This is a genomic window from Streptomyces sp. NPDC048192, from assembly GCF_043202415.1.
In the GTDB taxonomy this organism is placed as follows: domain Bacteria; phylum Actinomycetota; class Actinomycetes; order Streptomycetales; family Streptomycetaceae; genus Streptomyces.
The window spans coordinates 286,392-301,557 of sequence record NZ_JBIDAL010000002.1; the positions used below are offsets into that span (position 1 = coordinate 286,392).

Consider the following 15,166-nt stretch of genomic DNA (forward strand, 5'->3'; position numbering starts at 1 on the left):
CCGCCCGGCACCCGATGGCTTCCCGCCGGTGCCGGGCCTCTCCCCCGCCGGTCCCGGTCAGGAACCGGCCGGGTCCTCGGCCGGAGCCGCCACCGGGCGCCGGTCCAGCGCGCTCAGGGCGCGGTGGGCGATCGGGTGGGTACGGACGATGTCGGCCAGCGAGGTCGAGCCCCGCGTGATGTCGCGGAACGCGTTCCACGCCGGGCGGAAGCCGGTGAGGGCCGCGTGGAAGAGGCCCGGGCGCTTCTCGAACACGGCCAGCAGGCGCTTGCCGACGCTCATCTCCACGCCGAGCCCGGCCTTGACCGCGAACGCGTAGTTCAGGGCCTGGCGGCGGGCGTCGACCGCGTCGTGCGCCTCGGCGACGCGCACCGCCCACTCCCCCGCGAGCCGGCCCGAGCGCAGGGCGTAGGAGATGCCCTCGCGGGTCCACGGCTCCAGCAGCCCGGCCGCGTCCCCGCAGACCAGCACCCGGCCCCGGGACAGCGGCGAGTCGTCGGCGCGGCAGCGGGTCAGATGCCCGGAGGAGACGGCCGGCTCGAAGCCGGACAGCCCGAGGCGGGCGATGAAGTCCTCCAAGTACCGCTTGGTCGCGGCGCCTTCACCGCGCGCGGAGATCACGCCGACCGTCAGGGTGTCGCCCTTGGGGAACACCCAGCCGTAACTGCCCGGCAGGGGGCCCCAGTCGATGAGGACCCGTCCCTTCCAGTCGTCGGCGACCGGCTCGGGGACCGGGATCTCCGCCTCCAGGCCGAGGTCCACCTGGTCGAGCTTCACCCCGACATGGGCCCCTATCCGGCTGGCGCTGCCGTCGGCGCCGACGACCGCCCGGGCCAGCACCGTCTCTCCGCCCTGGAGCACGACCGCCACCGTCCGCCGGTCCGGCACCGCCGAGCCGTGCTGCTCGACCCGCTGCACCGTGACGCCCGTGCGCAGCTCGGCGCCCGCCTTCTGGGCGTGCTCGACCATCTGCTGGTCGAACTCGGGCCGGTTGATCAGCCCGAACAGCATCTGCTTGGAGCGCCGGGTGCGGGTGAAGCGGCCGTTGTGGGAGAAGGTGACCGCGTGCACCCGGTCGCGCAGGGGCAGCTCGAAACCGGGCGGCAGCGCGTCGCGCGAGGGACCGATGATGCCGCCGCCGCAGGTCTTGTAGCGGGGCAGCTCGGCCTTCTCCAGCAACAGCACGCGCCGGCCCGCGACCGCCGCCGCGTAGGCGGCCGACGCCCCCGCGGGTCCCGCGCCCACCACGACGACGTCCCACACCCGCTGCACGTCGTCCGCCGAAGAGTTCTCGCCGCTCACGATGGTCTACCGCTCCGATCAAGCCGCTGCCGTAGTGTCCCCCGCATCCTACGGCGGCCGTCCTCGCAGGCCACTGTGGGAGGATCAGGGGTACCCACCTGTACAAGCGGTTCACCGTCGCACCCACGAGGAGCGTTGCCCATGTCGTCGAATCCGGTCGCCGAGACCGTCGCCTCGCTGCTGCCCCGCGCCAAGGCGGAGCTGGCCGAGCTGGTCGCCTTCAAGTCGGTGGCGGACTTCACCCAGTTCCCGAGGAGCGAGAGCGAGGGCGCCGCGAACTGGGTCGCCGACGCGCTGCGCGCCGAGGGCTTCGTCGACGTGGCCCTGCTCGACACCCCCGACGGCACCCAGTCCGTGTACGGCTACCTGCCGGGCCCCGAGGGCGCGAAAACGGTTCTCCTGTACGCGCACTACGACGTCCAGCCCCCGCTGGACGAGGCCGGCTGGACCACCCCGCCGTTCGAGCTGACCGAGCGCGACGGCCGCTGGTACGGCCGCGGGGCCGCCGACTGCAAGGGCGGCGTGATCATGCACCTGCTCGCGCTGCGCGCCCTGAAGGCGAACGGCGGCGTCCCGGTGCACGTCAAGGTGATCGTGGAGGGCTCGGAGGAGCAGGGCACCGGCGGCCTGGAGCGGTACGCCGAGGAGCACCCCGAGCTGCTGAAGGCCGACACCATCGTGATCGGCGACGCCGGCAACTTCCGTGCCGGGCTGCCCACGGTGACCACCACCCTGCGCGGCATGACCCTGGTCCGGGTGCGGATCGACACGCTCGCGGGCAACCTGCACTCCGGCCAGTTCGGCGGCGCCGCCCCGGACGCGCTCGCCGCGCTGATCCGCGTGCTGGACTCGCTGCGCGCCGAGGACGGCTCGACCACGGTCGACGGGCTCGACGCCACGGGGGCGTGGGACGGCCTGGAGTACACCGAGGAGCAGTTCCGCGCGGACGCCAAGGTGCTCGACGGGGTGGGGCTGATCGGCGACGGCTCGGTCGCCGACCGCCTGTGGGCCCGCCCGGCCGTCACCGTCCTCGGCATCGACTGCCCGCCGGTGGTCGGCGCCACCCCGTCCGTGCACGCCAGCGCCCGCGCGCTGGTCAGCCTGCGGGTGCCGCCGGGCGTGGACGCCGCGGAGGCGAGCAAGCTGCTGGAGGCCCACCTCGCGGCGCACACCCCCTGGGGCGCCCGGGTCACCACCGAGCAGATCGGACAGGGCCAGGCCTTCCGCGCCGACGCCTCCAGCCCGGCGTACCAGGCGATGGCCGACGCGATGGCCGCCGCCTACCCCGGCGAGACCATGCAGTACGCCGGTGAGGGCGGCTCCATCCCGCTGTGCAACACCCTCGCGGGCCTGTACCCGGAGGCGGAGATCCTGCTCATCGGCCTGAGCGAGCCGGCGGCGCAGATCCACGCGGTCAACGAGAGCGTGTCCGCCGAGGAGCTGGAGCGGCTGTCGGTCGCGGAGGCGCTCTTCCTGCGCAACTACGCGGCGGGCTGAGCCCTTCTGCCGTGGGCAGAGCGCCCTCGCTCGGGGGTGGGGGCGCCGCCTACGGTCGGCGCATGGACGTCATCGCACTACTGCCCCGGCTGCATCTCCTGCGCTTCCCGGTCGGCCAGGCCTATCTCTGGCGCGACGGCGGCGAGTTGACGCTGATCGACGCCGGCCCGATCGGCGCCGGCCGGGCGATCGCCGACGCGGTCACGGCGCTGGGGCACGCCCCGGGGGACGTACGGCGGATCGTGCTGACCCACTTCCACGAGGACCACGTGGGCGGGGCGGGCGAGTTGGCCGGGATGTGCGGCGCCGAGGTGCTGGCGCACCCCTTGGACGCGCCGTTCGTCCGGGGGCAACTGCCCGGCCCCCCGCCGAAGTTCGAGGACTGGGAGCTGCCGCTCCACGCGGCCGCGGCCGAGCAGCTGCCCGAGGGCACGCCCGTGCCGCCGGCCGCGGTGACCGAGGTGGCGGACGGCGCCGTCCTGGACTTCGGCGGCGGCGCCCGGGTGCTGCACGTCCCGGGGCACACCGACGGCAGCATCGCCGTGTTCCTGCCCGAGCACGGGGTGCTGTTCGCCGGGGACACGGTGGCCGCCTCACCCGTCGACGGCACGGTCGTCCCCGGGGTCTTCAACCTCGACCGGCCCCGGCTCCTCGTCTCGCTCGGCCGGCTGGCGGAGCTCGCGGCCGACGTGGCCTGCTTCGGACACGGGGACCCGGTCGTCGGGAACGCCGCCCCGGCCCTGCGCGCGGCGGCGGGCGCGGACTGACCGCACCGCCGCGGCCGGCTCAGCCGACCGGCACCCCCGCCTCCAGATACAGCGCCGCACCGCGCTCACGGGCGCGCAGGGCCCAGCGCAGCCGTTCGTAGCGCACCGGCGGCAGCATCTCGGCGGCCTCCTGCTCGGTCGCGAAGCGCCAGCCGCGCAGCTCGGGGCCGGGCAGCAGCACCCCCGACGCCTCGCCGGACGCCAGCCGGCCGCCGTCGAACAGCAGCCGCAGCCCGCCGAAACCGGGCGGCGCCGGCCGTTCCCAGTCCACGACGAGCAGCCGGGGCACCTCGGTGAGCCGTATCCCGGTCTCCTCGGCGACCTCGCGCATCCCGGCGCGGGCCGGCGCCTCGCCGCGCTCGACCACCCCGCCGGGGAACTCCCAGCCGGGCTTGTAGGTGGGGTCCACGAGCAGCACCCGGTCGTGCTCGTCGAAGAGCAGCACCCCGGCGGCGAGGGTCTCGGCGGTCGGCTCCGGGGTCTGCACGATGTCACAGGGCGGTACGGCGCCGCTGCCGACGGCCTCGGCGATGCGGACGGCGGTGGCGTACGGGGTGAGGTCGCTGGTGTCCACGAGGTGGGCGTCCGCGGTGAGCCAGGCGGCGAGAGCGGCACGGTAGGGCTCGATGTGGTGGTCGGCCCACTGCCGCTGCGGTATCTCGCCGCCGGGCCGGCCGGGCGGTATCTCGCCGTCGGACGGGCCACCCGTGGTCTCCCGGTCGGCCATCCGCTGACGCAGGATCGTTTCAGCCGGGGCGAGCAGAAGATGGTGCACGGGGATCCTGCGGGCGGCGAGGCCGCCGAAGATCTCGTCGCGGTACTCCTGGCGGAGCAGGGTCATGGGCACGACGAGGGTGCCGCCCAGCTCGGCCAGCAGCGCGGCCGCGGTGTCGACCACGAGCCGGCGCCAGATCGGCAGGTCCTGGAAGTCGCCGACCTCGGCGAGCCGCTTGGCCGGCAGCAGCTGCGCGAGCCCCGCGCCGATGACCTCGGGGTCGAAGAGCGTGCTGTTCGGGATCAGTTCGATCAGCTCCCGTGCGGTCGTGGTCTTCCCCGCACCGAACGCGCCGTTGATCCAGACGACGGTCACGGACTCCCCCTCATGTGTCGGCCCCCTGAGGCTTGCCCGCTCCACCCTGCCACGGAAACCCCGCCCCGGTGAGGGCGCCGGAACAGGTGTGCCGGTGCCCCCGGCGGCGGGGACACCGGCACATGCGCCCTGCGGGGCCGGGGCTACTCCTGGCCGCCGAGGGCGTTGTCGTCGACGGCGAGGCTGTCCTGCCCGGCCAGGTGGCCGACCGAGTCGAGGGTGTCCGAGACCTGCAGGTCCTTCACGGGACCCCGGTCCGCCGCGTGGGAGGGGGTGACGGCGGCCACGACGAATCCGGTGGCCAGGGAGGCGATGGCGAGCATGCTGCGCTTCTTCATGGCCTGATCAACTGCCGGACCGGACCAGGGGTCACGCGGAAACCGACGGGCGAACGACGCGGGCTGCCGTCGCGGCGGGAGGGCCGGGTCCCTGTGCCCGGGGAAGGCAGCGGAGCACCGGGGCGGCCGTCCGCCGGGCGGACGCGCGGGCCCCGTCGGCCCGGCCGGAAACCGGTGGCCCGCGCCGGAGGGCCGCCGATATCGTCCGAGGTCCCGCCCCGCCCGCTCCCGTGGCAGGCCCCGACCCCCGGAAACGCGACCCGATGACCAGCTCACCGCAGCCGACGACAACCCTCTGGCGTCCCACGGGACCCGCGGAACTGGAGCTGGTCCGCGCCCTCGACTGGCGGGCCTGGCCGCCCCGGCTCCCGGAGCAGCCCGTCTTCTATCCCGTCCTCGACGAGGACTACGCGATCCGCATCGCCCGGGACTGGAACGTCAAGCACGACGGCGCCGGTTACGTGACCAGGTTCGAGGTCGACACGGAGTTCCTCGCCCGGTACCCGGTCCGCCGGGCCGGCGGCGAGACGATCCTCGAACTGTGGGTACCGGCCGAGGAGTTGGACGAGTTCAACGCCCATATCGTCGGCCTCATCGAGGTCGTACGGGAGTTCCGGTGAGCCCGGCCGTCCCCAGCACGGGGGAACGCGTCGACGAGGTCGTGCGCTCGGGCGGCCGGCTCGTGCGGTCCGCGGCGGGCCTGTCCGACACGGGACTGCGCGCCGCGTCGAGACTGCCGGGATGGACCCGAGGCCATGTGCTCGCCCATGTCGCCCACAGCGTCGACGCGTACGTCTGGCTGCTGCGGCTCGCCCGCACCTGCCGCGAACCGGGTCCGCGCGCGGACGCGGCGGCACTGGCGGCCGCGGTCGAACGGGACGCGGCGCTCCCCGCCGGCCGGCTCGCCGACCGGCTGCGCGAGAGCCTGGAGCGGTTCGCGGAGCAGGCGCGCACGCTGCCCGCCCCCGCCTGGGACCGTCTGGTCCCCGCGCTGGCCGGCTGGCGGCATCCCGCCTGGTACCTGCTGCTGCGCTGTCTGCGCGAGCTGGAGACGCACCACCTCGACCTCGACGTCGGCCACGGCACCGAACAGTGGCCGGACGGCTACGTCTCCTGGGCACTGGACGACACCCTCACCACCCTGCGCGCCCGGCGCTTTCCGATCGCCTCCGTGGAGGCCGTCGATCTGGGCCGGCGCTGGTCCGTGGCGACCGAGGGTCCCTCCGTGGCGGGCGCCGGGCACCAACTGCTCGGCTGGCTCGGCGGCCGCGCTTCGGCCGCCGTGCTGACGACCGACGCGCCGCCCGGATCCCTGCCCGCCCCGCCCGCCTGGCCCCAGCCCCCGCTGCCCGGCTGGGGCCGGGTCGACGACCGGTCCTGACGGCCGGAAGGCAACACATCCGAACACCCTTCACCTCGACCGGGTGAAAGGACCGCGGCTGCACGGAGTCTGACGGGCTGCAGGACAGTGTGCGCGCACCTCTTCCAACACAGTCCGACACGTCCTAACGTAAACGCGCACAGCTGACACACACATGACACCCGTGCCCCACCCAGGTGTCCGGACGGTCGTCAGCCACCCGTCGCGAGTCGGAGGAACGTCAACGATGCGTCACCCTCACACGCGCACCACCAGTACCACCCGCAGAAGAGCGCTCGGAGCGCTCGGTGCAGGCCTGCTCCTGGCGGCGGGCCTCGCCGGCCCCGCCCTGGCAGCTCCCGCCGCGGCCCCCGTCGCCCCCAGCCTGGCCGACGGTCTCGCCCTCACCCCGCCCATGGGCTTCAACAACTGGAACTCCACGCACTGCAGCGCCGACTTCAACGAGAGCATGGTCGAGGGCATCGCCGACCTCTTCGTGTCGAAGGGCCTGAAGGACGCCGGCTACCAGTACGTCAACCTGGACGACTGCTGGGCGCTGCCGCAACGCGACGCCGACGGCAAACTGGTGCCCGACCCGGCACGCTTTCCCCACGGCATCAAGGCCGTCGCCGACTACGTCCACTCCAAGGGCCTCAAGCTCGGCATCTACACCAGCGCCGGCACCAAGACCTGCAACAGCGCGGGCTTCCCCGGCGCGCTCGGCCACGAGTACAGCGACGCCCGGCAGTTCGCCGACTGGGGCGTGGACTACCTGAAGTACGACAACTGCAACAACCAGGGCGTCGACGCCAAGCAGCGGTACACCACCATGCGGGACGCGCTCAGGGCCACCGGGCGCCCCATCGTCTACAGCATCTGCGAATGGGGCCAGAACAAGCCCTGGGAGTGGGCGGCCGACGTCGGTCACCTGTGGCGCACCACGGGCGACATCAGCGACAGCTGGGGCTCGATGCTGTCGATCCTGAAGCAGAACCTGCCGCTCGCGCCGTACGCCGGGCCCGGCCACTGGAACGACCCCGACATGCTGGAGGTCGGCAACGGCGGCATGACGGACACCGAGTACCGCTCGCACTTCTCCCTCTGGTCGGTCATGGCCGCGCCGCTGCTCATCGGCACCGACCTGCGCAAGGCCTCACCCGCGACGTTCGACATCCTGGACAACAAGGAGGTCATCGCCGTCGACCAGGACCCGCTGGGCAGGCAGGGCACGGTCGTCTCCTCGGCGGGCGGACGCTGGGTGATCGCCAAGGAGATGAAGGACGGCAGCCGCGCGGTGGCTCTGTTCAACGAGTCGGGCACCGCCCAGCGCATCTCCACCACCGCGTCCGCCGTCGGCCTGCCCGACGCCTCCGCCTACACCCTGCGGGACCTGTGGCGGCACAGCACCTCCAACACGGCCGGCACCATCGCGGCGACCGTGCCCGCCCACGGCACGGTGCTGCTGCGGGTCGCCGCCGACTCCCACTGGGCCGCGTACCCGCCCGCCGCCGAACTGGGCCTGGACAGCACCCCGTTCCTCGAGGCCGGCACCCCGGCCACGCTGACCAGCACGGTGACGGATCTGGGCCGCACTGCCGCGCGCCGGGTGTCGGTGTCCCTGACCGGCCCCGACGGGTGGACCGTACGGGCCGCATCGCCCACGACGGCCGACGCCCTCGCCACCGGCGCCACCCTGCGCACGGGCTGGACCGTCACCGCGCCGGCCGGCACCCCGACCGGCTCCTACGGCCTCACCCTGCGGGCGCGCTATCTCTCGCCGGCCGGGCAGCGCGTCACCGACACCCTCCCGGTGACCGCGTCCGTCGTCGTCCGGCCGCCCGCCGGGACCTCGTACCTGAGCGACCTGCCGTGGCTGTCCGCGACCAGCGGCTGGGGTCCGGTGGAACGCGACACGAGCAACGGCGAGAGCGCCGCGGGCGACGGCCACCCGATCACCATCGGCGGCACGGTGTACGCCAAGGGCCTCGGCGTCCATGCGCCGAGCGACGTCTCCTTCTACACCGGCAGGTCCTGCACCCGGCTCACCGCGGACGTCGGGGTCGACGACGAGAAGGGCACGAAGGGCAGCGTCACCTTCGAGGTCTGGGCGGACGGCACGAAGGTCGCCTCGACGGACGTCCTGACCAACGCCATGCCGGCCCAGCCGCTCGCCGCCGACGTCACCGGCGCCCAGGTGGTCCGCCTGGTCGTCACCGACGCGGGCGACGGCAACGACTCCGACCACGCGGACTGGGCGGACGCGCGCGTGAGTTGCTGAGCACGGCGCAGGCGCGGGGCGCGAGACCGTGCCCGGCCGCGGGTGCGCGGGTGCCGGTCCCGCCCGCGCGCCTGCAGCCGCGTGCCGACACCGCGCCCGCGCGCCTTCGGGGCGGCGCAGGACCCGGGCACAGGATCGCGTCCAGCGGGTGCCCGGGGGCCGTCCAGCGCGTGCGCGGGTACCGATACCGCCCACGCACCGCCAGCCGCGTGCCGACACCACCCCCGCGCACCGTCAGGACGGCGATCCAGGGCAAGAAATCGCATCCGGCGAGTGCGCGGGTACCGATACCGCCCGCGTGCCGACACCGCCCCCGCGCGCCCTCGGGACGGCGCAAGTCCCGGGCGCGAGACCGCGTCCAGCGGGTGCGCGGGTACCGATACAGCCCACGCACCGGCAGCCACGTGCCAACACCGCCCCCGCACACCGTCGGTAGGGCGCAGGCCCCTGGCGCAAGATCGCGTCCAGCGGGTGGTCGGGTACCGACACCACCCGCGCACCGGCAGCCGCGTGCCGTCACCGCCCCCGCGCACCGTGAGGACGGCGCAGGCCCCGGGCACGACATCACGTCCAGCGCGTCCGCGGGTACCGATACCTCCCACGCACCGGCAGCCGCGTGCCGACACCACCCCCGCGCACCGTCAGGACGGCGCAGGCCCCGGGCACGACATCGCATCCGGCGCGTCCGCGGGTGCCGACACCGCCCCTCGCACCGGCAGCCGCGTGCCGACACCGCCCCGCACGCCCCCGGGGCGCTGACGCCCCGGCTCAGACCCCCGCCGTCGCGTCCGGGCGGCGGGCCAGCGCGGCCGCCGCCGCGCCGACCAGGCCCGCGTCCGTGCCCATCTGCGCCGGTACGACCGTGAGCCGCTGGACGAAGGACAGCGTCGCGTACTCGGTGAGCGCCTTGCGCAACGGCGTGAAGAGGATGTCGCCCGCCTTGCCCACCCCACCGCCGATCACGGCGATGTCGATCTCGACCAGGGTCGCGGTGGCCGCGATGCCGGCGGCGAGCGCCTGGGCCGCGCGCTCGAAGGAGGCCACGGCGACCGGGTCGCCCTCGCGGGCGGCGGCGGCCACGGCGGCGGCGGAGGTGTCGCCGTCGGGGCCGGGACGCCAGCCCTGTTCCAGGGCGCGGCGGGCGATGTTGGGGCCGCTGGCGATCCGCTCCACACAGCCGCGCGAGCCGCATGGGCACAGGTCGCCGTCGAGGTCGACGCTGATGTGCCCGATGTGCCCGGCGTTGCCGGTCGGACCGGGGTGCAGCCGGCCGTTCAGCACCAGGCCGCCGCCCACCCCGGTCGACACGACCATGCACAGCGCGTTGTCGTGGCCCCGGGCGGCCCCCTGCCAGTGCTCGGCCGCGGTGATCGCGACGCCGTCCCCGATCAGCTCGACCGGGAGCCCTCCGGTGGCCGCACGCACCCGCTCGACCAGCGGGAAGTTCCGCCAGCCCGGCACGTTCACCGGGCTGACCGTGCCCGCGGAGGCGTCCACCGGCCCGGCGCTGCCGATGCCGACGGCGTCAGCGCGTCCCCACAGCGGCGAGCCGGCGAGTTCGCCGAGCACCTCCTCCACGGCCCGCATGACCGTCTCGCCGTCCTGCCGGGCGGGCGTGCCGCGCTGGGCCCGGGCGAGTATCCGTCCGTCGCCGTCCACCAGAGCGCCGGCGATCTTGGTGCCGCCGATGTCCAGGGCCGCGACGAGGTCGGTGTGCATCAGAGTCAGATCTCCCCGTGGAAGCTCGAGAAACGAACAGGCGCGGGCCGGTCGGGCGGTGGGGCGCGGGCCGACAGACAACGGTGGACAGTCTCTCGCGCATCTGACAACGTTGTCCAGGCTCTATGCTCGACGCCACATCCTCATACAGACCGCGGACCGGCGCACCACCCGGGGTGCACGGCCTCCCACACACCGGCGGCCCGCCCCGGACGCACCGCCTCCGCGGCAGAGGGACGACAGACGGACGACAGGAACAGGACACCGCACCGTGCCCGAGACCACCCGCCGCGCAGACAGCCCTCCCGGCACCCGTTACGGCAACCGCCCGACCATGAAGGACGTGGCGGCGCGGGCCGGGGTGGGCCTGAAGACGGTCTCCCGGGTGGTGAACGGCGAGCCCGGCGTCACCCCGGACACCGAGCGCCGGGTGCAGGAGGCCATCGAGGCGCTCGGCTTCCGCCGCAACGACAGCGCTCGGGTGCTGCGCAAGGGCCGTACGGCGAGCATCGGACTGGTCCTGGAGGACCTCGCCGACCCCTTCTACGGTCCCCTGAGCCGCGCGGTCGAGGAGGTGGCCCGCGCCCACGGCGCCCTGCTGATCAACGGCTCCAGCGCCGAGGACCCGGAGCGCGAGCAGGAGCTGGCGCTGGCCCTGTGCGCGCGGCGGGTGGACGGTCTGGTGGTGATCCCCGCCGGGGACGACCACCGCTATCTCGAACCGGAGATCAGGGCCGGCGTGGCGACCGTGTTCGTGGACCGTCCGGCCGGGCGCATCGACGCCGACGTGGTCCTGTCCGACAACTACGGCGGCGCCCGGGACGGCGTCGCCCATCTGATCGCCCACGGCCACCGCCGGATCGGGTTCATCGGCGACATGCCCCGCATCCACACCGCCGCCGAGCGGCTGCGCGGCTACCGGGCGGCCATGGAGGACGCGGGCATACCCGTCGAGGACGCCTGGATGTCCCTCGGGCAGACGAACCCGGAGCGGGTGCGCCGGGCGGCGCAGGAGATGCTCTCCGGTCCCTCCCCCGTCACCGCGGTCTTCGCCGGCAACAACCGGGTGACGGTCACCGTGATCCGGGTGCTGGCCGAGCAGTCCCGCCGGGTCGCCCTGGTCGGCTTCGACGACATCGAGCTGGCCGATCTGCTCCGGCCCGGCCTCACGGTCGTCGCCCAGGACGCGGCCGCCCTCGGCCGTACCGCCGCCGAGCGCCTCTTCCAGCGGCTGGACGGCGGCCTGGCGGCACCGGAGCGCATCGAGCTGCCCACCCGGCTGATCACCCGCGGCTCCGGCGAACTGCCGCCGGCCGACTGAGCCGCCCGTGACCGGACCCACCCTGGAGGAGCCCGGTTGCCGCACGGCGACCGGATGCCAACTCCGGCCGGAGATGGCCGAGTCGGGGCTCGACTGTCGTCGTCGGTCCCGGCCCACCGCACGTTCGTCCAGCGGCCGTAGGCCTCGCGCGGCCTTCGGCAGCCCCTACTGCGCCGAGGCCGTCAGGTCGCCGCGCCGGGGTGCGGCGAAGCCCTCCAGGTCGGCGCGGGTCAGACCGGTGAGGCGGGCGACCTCGGCGATGTCGAGGGCGCCGCAGTCCAGGCCGCGCAGGAGGTAACCGCTGAGGGCCTTGGCCGTCGCGGGCTCGTCCATGACGTCGCCGCCGGCCCGGTTGGCGTACCGGGCGAGCCGGCCGGCGGCCTGCTCGAAGCCCTCCCGGTAGAAGGCGAAGACGGCGGCGTAGCGGGTCGGGATGTGGCCGGGGTGCATGTCCCAGCCCTGGTAGTAGGCGCGGGCGAGGGCGCGCCGGGTGAGGCCGTAATGCAGCCGCCAGGCGTCGTGGACCTTGGCGGTGGGGCCGACCGGGAGGACGTTGGTGGAACCGTCCGAGACCCGTACGCCGGTGCCCGCCGCCGCGACCTGCATGACGGCCTTGGCGTGGTCGGCGGCCGGGTGGTCGCTGGCCTGGTAGGCGGCGGAGACGCCGAGGCAGGCGCTGTAGTCGAAGGTGCCGTAGTGCAGCCCGGTGGCACGGCCCTCGGCGGCCTGGATCATCCGGGCGACGGTGGCGGTGCCGTCGGTGGCCAGGATGGACTGGCTGGTCTCGATCTGGATCTCGAAGCCGAGCCGGCCCGCGTCCAGGCCGTGCGCCTTCTCGAAGGCCTCCAGGAGCTGTACGAACGCGGTGACCTGCTCCGGGTACGTCACCTTGGGCAGGGTCAGCACCAGGCCGTCGGGCAGGCCGCCGGCCTCGATCAGGCCGGTGAGGAACACGTCGAGGGTGCGGATGCCCCGGTCGCGCACCGCGGCCTCCATGCACTTCATCCGGATGCCCATGTACGGCGCCGCCGTGCCGTTCGCGTACGCCTCGGCGATCAGCCGGGCCGCCCGGGCCGCCGCCTGGTCCTCCTCGGCGTCGGGGCGGGGGCCGTAGCCGTCCTCGAAGTCGACGCGCAGGTCTTCGATCGGCTCGCGCTCGAGCTTGGCGCGGACACGGGAGTAGACCGGCTCGGCGAGTTCGTCGGCGAGGCCCAGGACCGCGGCGAGGGAGGCGGCGTCCGGGGCGTGTTCGTCGAGGGCGGCGAGCGCCTGGTCGCCCCAGGAGCGGATGGTGCCGGCGGCGAAGGCGTCACCGGGGACGTAGACGGTGTGCACGGGCTGCCGGGTGCCGGGGTCCCCGGGGTAGCGGCGCTCCAGCTCCGCGTCGACCGGTGCCAGGGAGGCGCTGATCTCCTCGCTGACGGCGCCCGCGAGGCTCGTCGCCACCTTCTCCTGCTGACCCATCCCACACCCTCCATTTTCCGCTGTACGGAATCAACAATCCGTAGAATGAAGTTATCTGTGCGGTTCTCACTGGTCAACACCCCGTCCAACCGCTGGGCGGCGCCCGGCGGCCGTCACCAGGATGCACCGAGGCCCCGGTGACCGCGTCGGTCACCGGGGCCTCGGACGTGCCGGGTCGGGCTCAGCCCTTGCGGGCCTTGATCTCCTCGGTCAGCTGCGGGACGACGTCGAACAGGTCGCCGACCACGCCGAAGTCGACCAGCTCGAAGATCGGGGCCTCGGCGTCCTTGTTGACGGCCACGATCGTCTTGGAGGTCTGCATGCCGGCGCGGTGCTGGATCGCGCCGGAGATGCCGTTGGCGATGTACAGCTGCGGCGAGACCGACTTGCCGGTCTGGCCGACCTGGTTGGTGTGCGGGTACCAGCCGGCGTCGACGGCGGCGCGCGAGGCGCCGACGGCCGCGCCGAGGGAGTCGGCGAGCGCCTCGATGATCGAGAAGTTCTCCGCGCCGTTGACGCCACGGCCGCCGGAGACCACGATCGCGGCCTCGGTCAGCTCCGGGCGGCCGGTGGACTCGCGCGGCGTACGGCCGGTGACCTTGGTCCCGGTCGCCTGCTCGGAGAAGGTCACCGACAGGGCCTCGACCGCACCGGCGGCCGGGGCGGCCTCGACGGCGGCGCTGTTCGGCTTGACCGTGATGACCGGGGTGCCCTTGATGACGCGGGACTTGGTGGTGAAGGACGCGGCGAACACCGACTGGGTGGCCACCGGGCCCTCGTCGCCGGCCTCCAGGTCGACGGCGTCGGTGATGATGCCGGAACCGATGCGCAGCGCCAGACGGGCGGCGATCTCCTTGCCCTCGGCGGAGGACGGCACCAGCACGGCGGCCGGGGACACGGCCTCGTGGGCGGCCTGCAGGGCGTCCACCTTCGGCACGACCAGGTACTCGGCGTACTCGGAGGCGTCGTGGGTCAGGACGCGGGTCGCGCCGTGCTCGGCGAGGGTCGCGGCGGTGTCGGCGGCACCCTTGCCCAGGGCGACGGCGACGGGCTCGCCGAGGCGGCGGGCCAGGGTCAGCAGCTCCAGGGTGGGCTTGCGGACGGCGCCGTCCACGTGGTCGACGTAGACGAGGACTTCAGCCATGGGATTGCTCTCCTGCGAAAACGAAGTTGAGGGGCGGTCAGCGGGGGCGAGCCCTTAGATGAACTTCTGGCTCGCGAGGAACTCAGCGAGCTGCTTGCCGCCCTCGCCCTCGTCCTTGACGATGGTGCCGGCCGTGCGCGCCGGGCGCTCGTTCGCGGCCTCGACCTTGGTGTACGCACCCTCGAGACCGACCTCCTCGGCCTCGATGTCCAGGTCGGACAGGTCCCAGGACTCCACCGGCTTCTTCTTGGCCGCCATGATGCCCTTGAAGGACGGGTAGCGGGCCTCGCCCGACTGGTCGGTCACCGACACGACCGCGGGAAGCTGCGCCTCGAGCTGCTCGGAGGCGGCGTCGCCGTCGCGGCGGCCCTTGACCGTGCCGTCCTCGACCGAGACCTCGGACAGCAGGGTGACCTGCGGGACGCCGAGGCGCTCGGCCACCAGGGCCGGTACGACGCCCATGGTGCCGTCGGTGGAGGCCATGCCGGAGACGACCAGGTCGAAGCCGGCCTTCTCGATCGCCTTGGCCAGCACCAGCGATGTGCCGATGGCGTCCGTGCCGTGCAGGTCGTCGTCCTCGACGTGGATGGCCTTGTCGGCGCCCATCGACAGCGCCTTGCGCAGCGCGTCCTTGGCGTCCTCGGGGCCGATGGTCAGGACGGTGACCTCGACGTCGTCGTCCGAGTTCTCCGCGATCTGCAGCGCCTGCTCGACCGCGTACTCGTCCAGCTCGGAGAGCAGACCGTCCACGTCGTCGCGGTCGACGGTCAGGTCATCGGCGAAGTGCCGGTCGCCAGTGGCGTCGGGCACGTACTTCACAGTGACAACGATCCTCAAGCTCACGCCGGCTCTCCTACTGCATCGTCATTTCCTGGCTGCCTCTTGC

Annotated in this window: 13 protein-coding genes; 6 read left to right on the plus strand and 7 right to left on the minus strand. The window is 73.9% G+C overall.

The genetic code is table 11. The features are described from left to right. Window positions 1-57: 57 nt before the first annotated feature. On the minus strand, window positions 58-1,302 hold the full coding sequence (locus tag ACGFZN_RS04165; RefSeq protein WP_393856917.1) for a geranylgeranyl reductase family protein: 1,245 nt from the start codon (window positions 1,300-1,302) through the stop codon (window positions 58-60). A gap of 141 nt (window positions 1,303-1,443) precedes the next feature. On the opposite strand from ACGFZN_RS04165, the gene ACGFZN_RS04170 reads away from it, so the two are divergent. Both ACGFZN_RS04170 and ACGFZN_RS04175 read left to right on the plus strand, forming a co-directional pair. Then, complete coding sequence (locus ACGFZN_RS04170; protein WP_393856918.1) at window positions 1,444-2,799, plus strand: dipeptidase; 1,356 nt, start codon at window positions 1,444-1,446, stop codon at window positions 2,797-2,799. Window positions 2,800-2,861: 62 nt separating this feature from the next. After that, the gene (locus tag ACGFZN_RS04175; protein WP_393856919.1) at window positions 2,862-3,566 is read left to right on the plus strand and encodes an MBL fold metallo-hydrolase; all 705 of its coding nucleotides are present in this window, start codon (window positions 2,862-2,864) and stop codon (window positions 3,564-3,566) included. A gap of 19 nt (window positions 3,567-3,585) precedes the next feature. On the opposite strand, the gene ACGFZN_RS04180 is transcribed toward ACGFZN_RS04175, so the two are convergent. Then, window positions 3,586-4,656 (minus strand): NUDIX domain-containing protein, encoded by a 1,071-nt coding sequence (locus ACGFZN_RS04180; RefSeq protein WP_393856920.1) that lies wholly within the window; start codon window positions 4,654-4,656, stop codon window positions 3,586-3,588. 143 nt (window positions 4,657-4,799) lie between these two features. Next, the gene (locus tag ACGFZN_RS04185; protein ID WP_393856921.1) at window positions 4,800-4,994 is read right to left on the minus strand and encodes a hypothetical protein; all 195 of its coding nucleotides are present in this window, start codon (window positions 4,992-4,994) and stop codon (window positions 4,800-4,802) included. Between the two features lie 263 nt (window positions 4,995-5,257). On the opposite strand from ACGFZN_RS04185, the gene ACGFZN_RS04190 reads away from it, so the two are divergent. The 3 genes from ACGFZN_RS04190 (at window position 5,258) to ACGFZN_RS04200 (ending at window position 8,632) form a co-directional block, all read left to right on the plus strand. Beyond that, window positions 5,258-5,614, plus strand: a complete 357-nt coding sequence (locus ACGFZN_RS04190; protein WP_393856922.1) for a hypothetical protein — start codon at window positions 5,258-5,260, stop codon at window positions 5,612-5,614. Beyond that, a complete protein-coding gene (locus tag ACGFZN_RS04195) occupies window positions 5,611-6,375 on the plus strand; it encodes a maleylpyruvate isomerase family mycothiol-dependent enzyme (RefSeq protein ID WP_393856923.1) in 765 nt (254 codons plus the stop codon). The genes ACGFZN_RS04190 and ACGFZN_RS04195 overlap by 4 nt, the downstream gene beginning before the upstream one ends. Window positions 6,376-6,601: 226 nt before the next feature. Then, window positions 6,602-8,632 carry an NPCBM/NEW2 domain-containing protein gene (locus ACGFZN_RS04200; RefSeq protein ID WP_393856924.1) on the plus strand — a complete coding sequence of 677 codons (2,031 nt, stop codon included), beginning with the start codon at window positions 6,602-6,604 and terminating at the stop codon, window positions 8,630-8,632. Window positions 8,633-9,400: 768 nt separating this feature from the next. Here ACGFZN_RS04200 and ACGFZN_RS04205 read toward each other — a convergent pair. Continuing rightward, a complete protein-coding gene (locus ACGFZN_RS04205; RefSeq protein WP_393856925.1) occupies window positions 9,401-10,351 on the minus strand; it encodes an ROK family protein in 951 nt (316 codons plus the stop codon). Window positions 10,352-10,622: 271 nt separating this feature from the next. Here ACGFZN_RS04205 and ACGFZN_RS04210 point away from each other — a divergent pair, with 271 nt between their 5' ends. After that, complete coding sequence (locus tag ACGFZN_RS04210; RefSeq protein WP_393856926.1) at window positions 10,623-11,672, plus strand: LacI family DNA-binding transcriptional regulator; 1,050 nt, start codon at window positions 10,623-10,625, stop codon at window positions 11,670-11,672. A gap of 165 nt (window positions 11,673-11,837) precedes the next feature. Here ACGFZN_RS04210 and ACGFZN_RS04215 read toward each other — a convergent pair whose 3' ends face one another. The 3 genes from ACGFZN_RS04215 to ACGFZN_RS04225 form a co-directional block, all read right to left on the minus strand. Further along, on the minus strand, window positions 11,838-13,136 hold the full coding sequence (locus ACGFZN_RS04215; RefSeq protein WP_393856927.1) for a DUF6986 family protein: 1,299 nt from the start codon (window positions 13,134-13,136) through the stop codon (window positions 11,838-11,840). Window positions 13,137-13,317: 181 nt separating this feature from the next. Beyond that, complete coding sequence (locus tag ACGFZN_RS04220; RefSeq protein ID WP_393856928.1) at window positions 13,318-14,280, minus strand: electron transfer flavoprotein subunit alpha/FixB family protein; 963 nt, start codon at window positions 14,278-14,280, stop codon at window positions 13,318-13,320. Between the two features lie 54 nt (window positions 14,281-14,334). Further along, on the minus strand, window positions 14,335-15,123 hold the full coding sequence (locus tag ACGFZN_RS04225; RefSeq protein ID WP_393856929.1) for an electron transfer flavoprotein subunit beta/FixA family protein: 789 nt from the start codon (window positions 15,121-15,123) through the stop codon (window positions 14,335-14,337). Window positions 15,124-15,166: the final 43 nt, after the last annotated feature.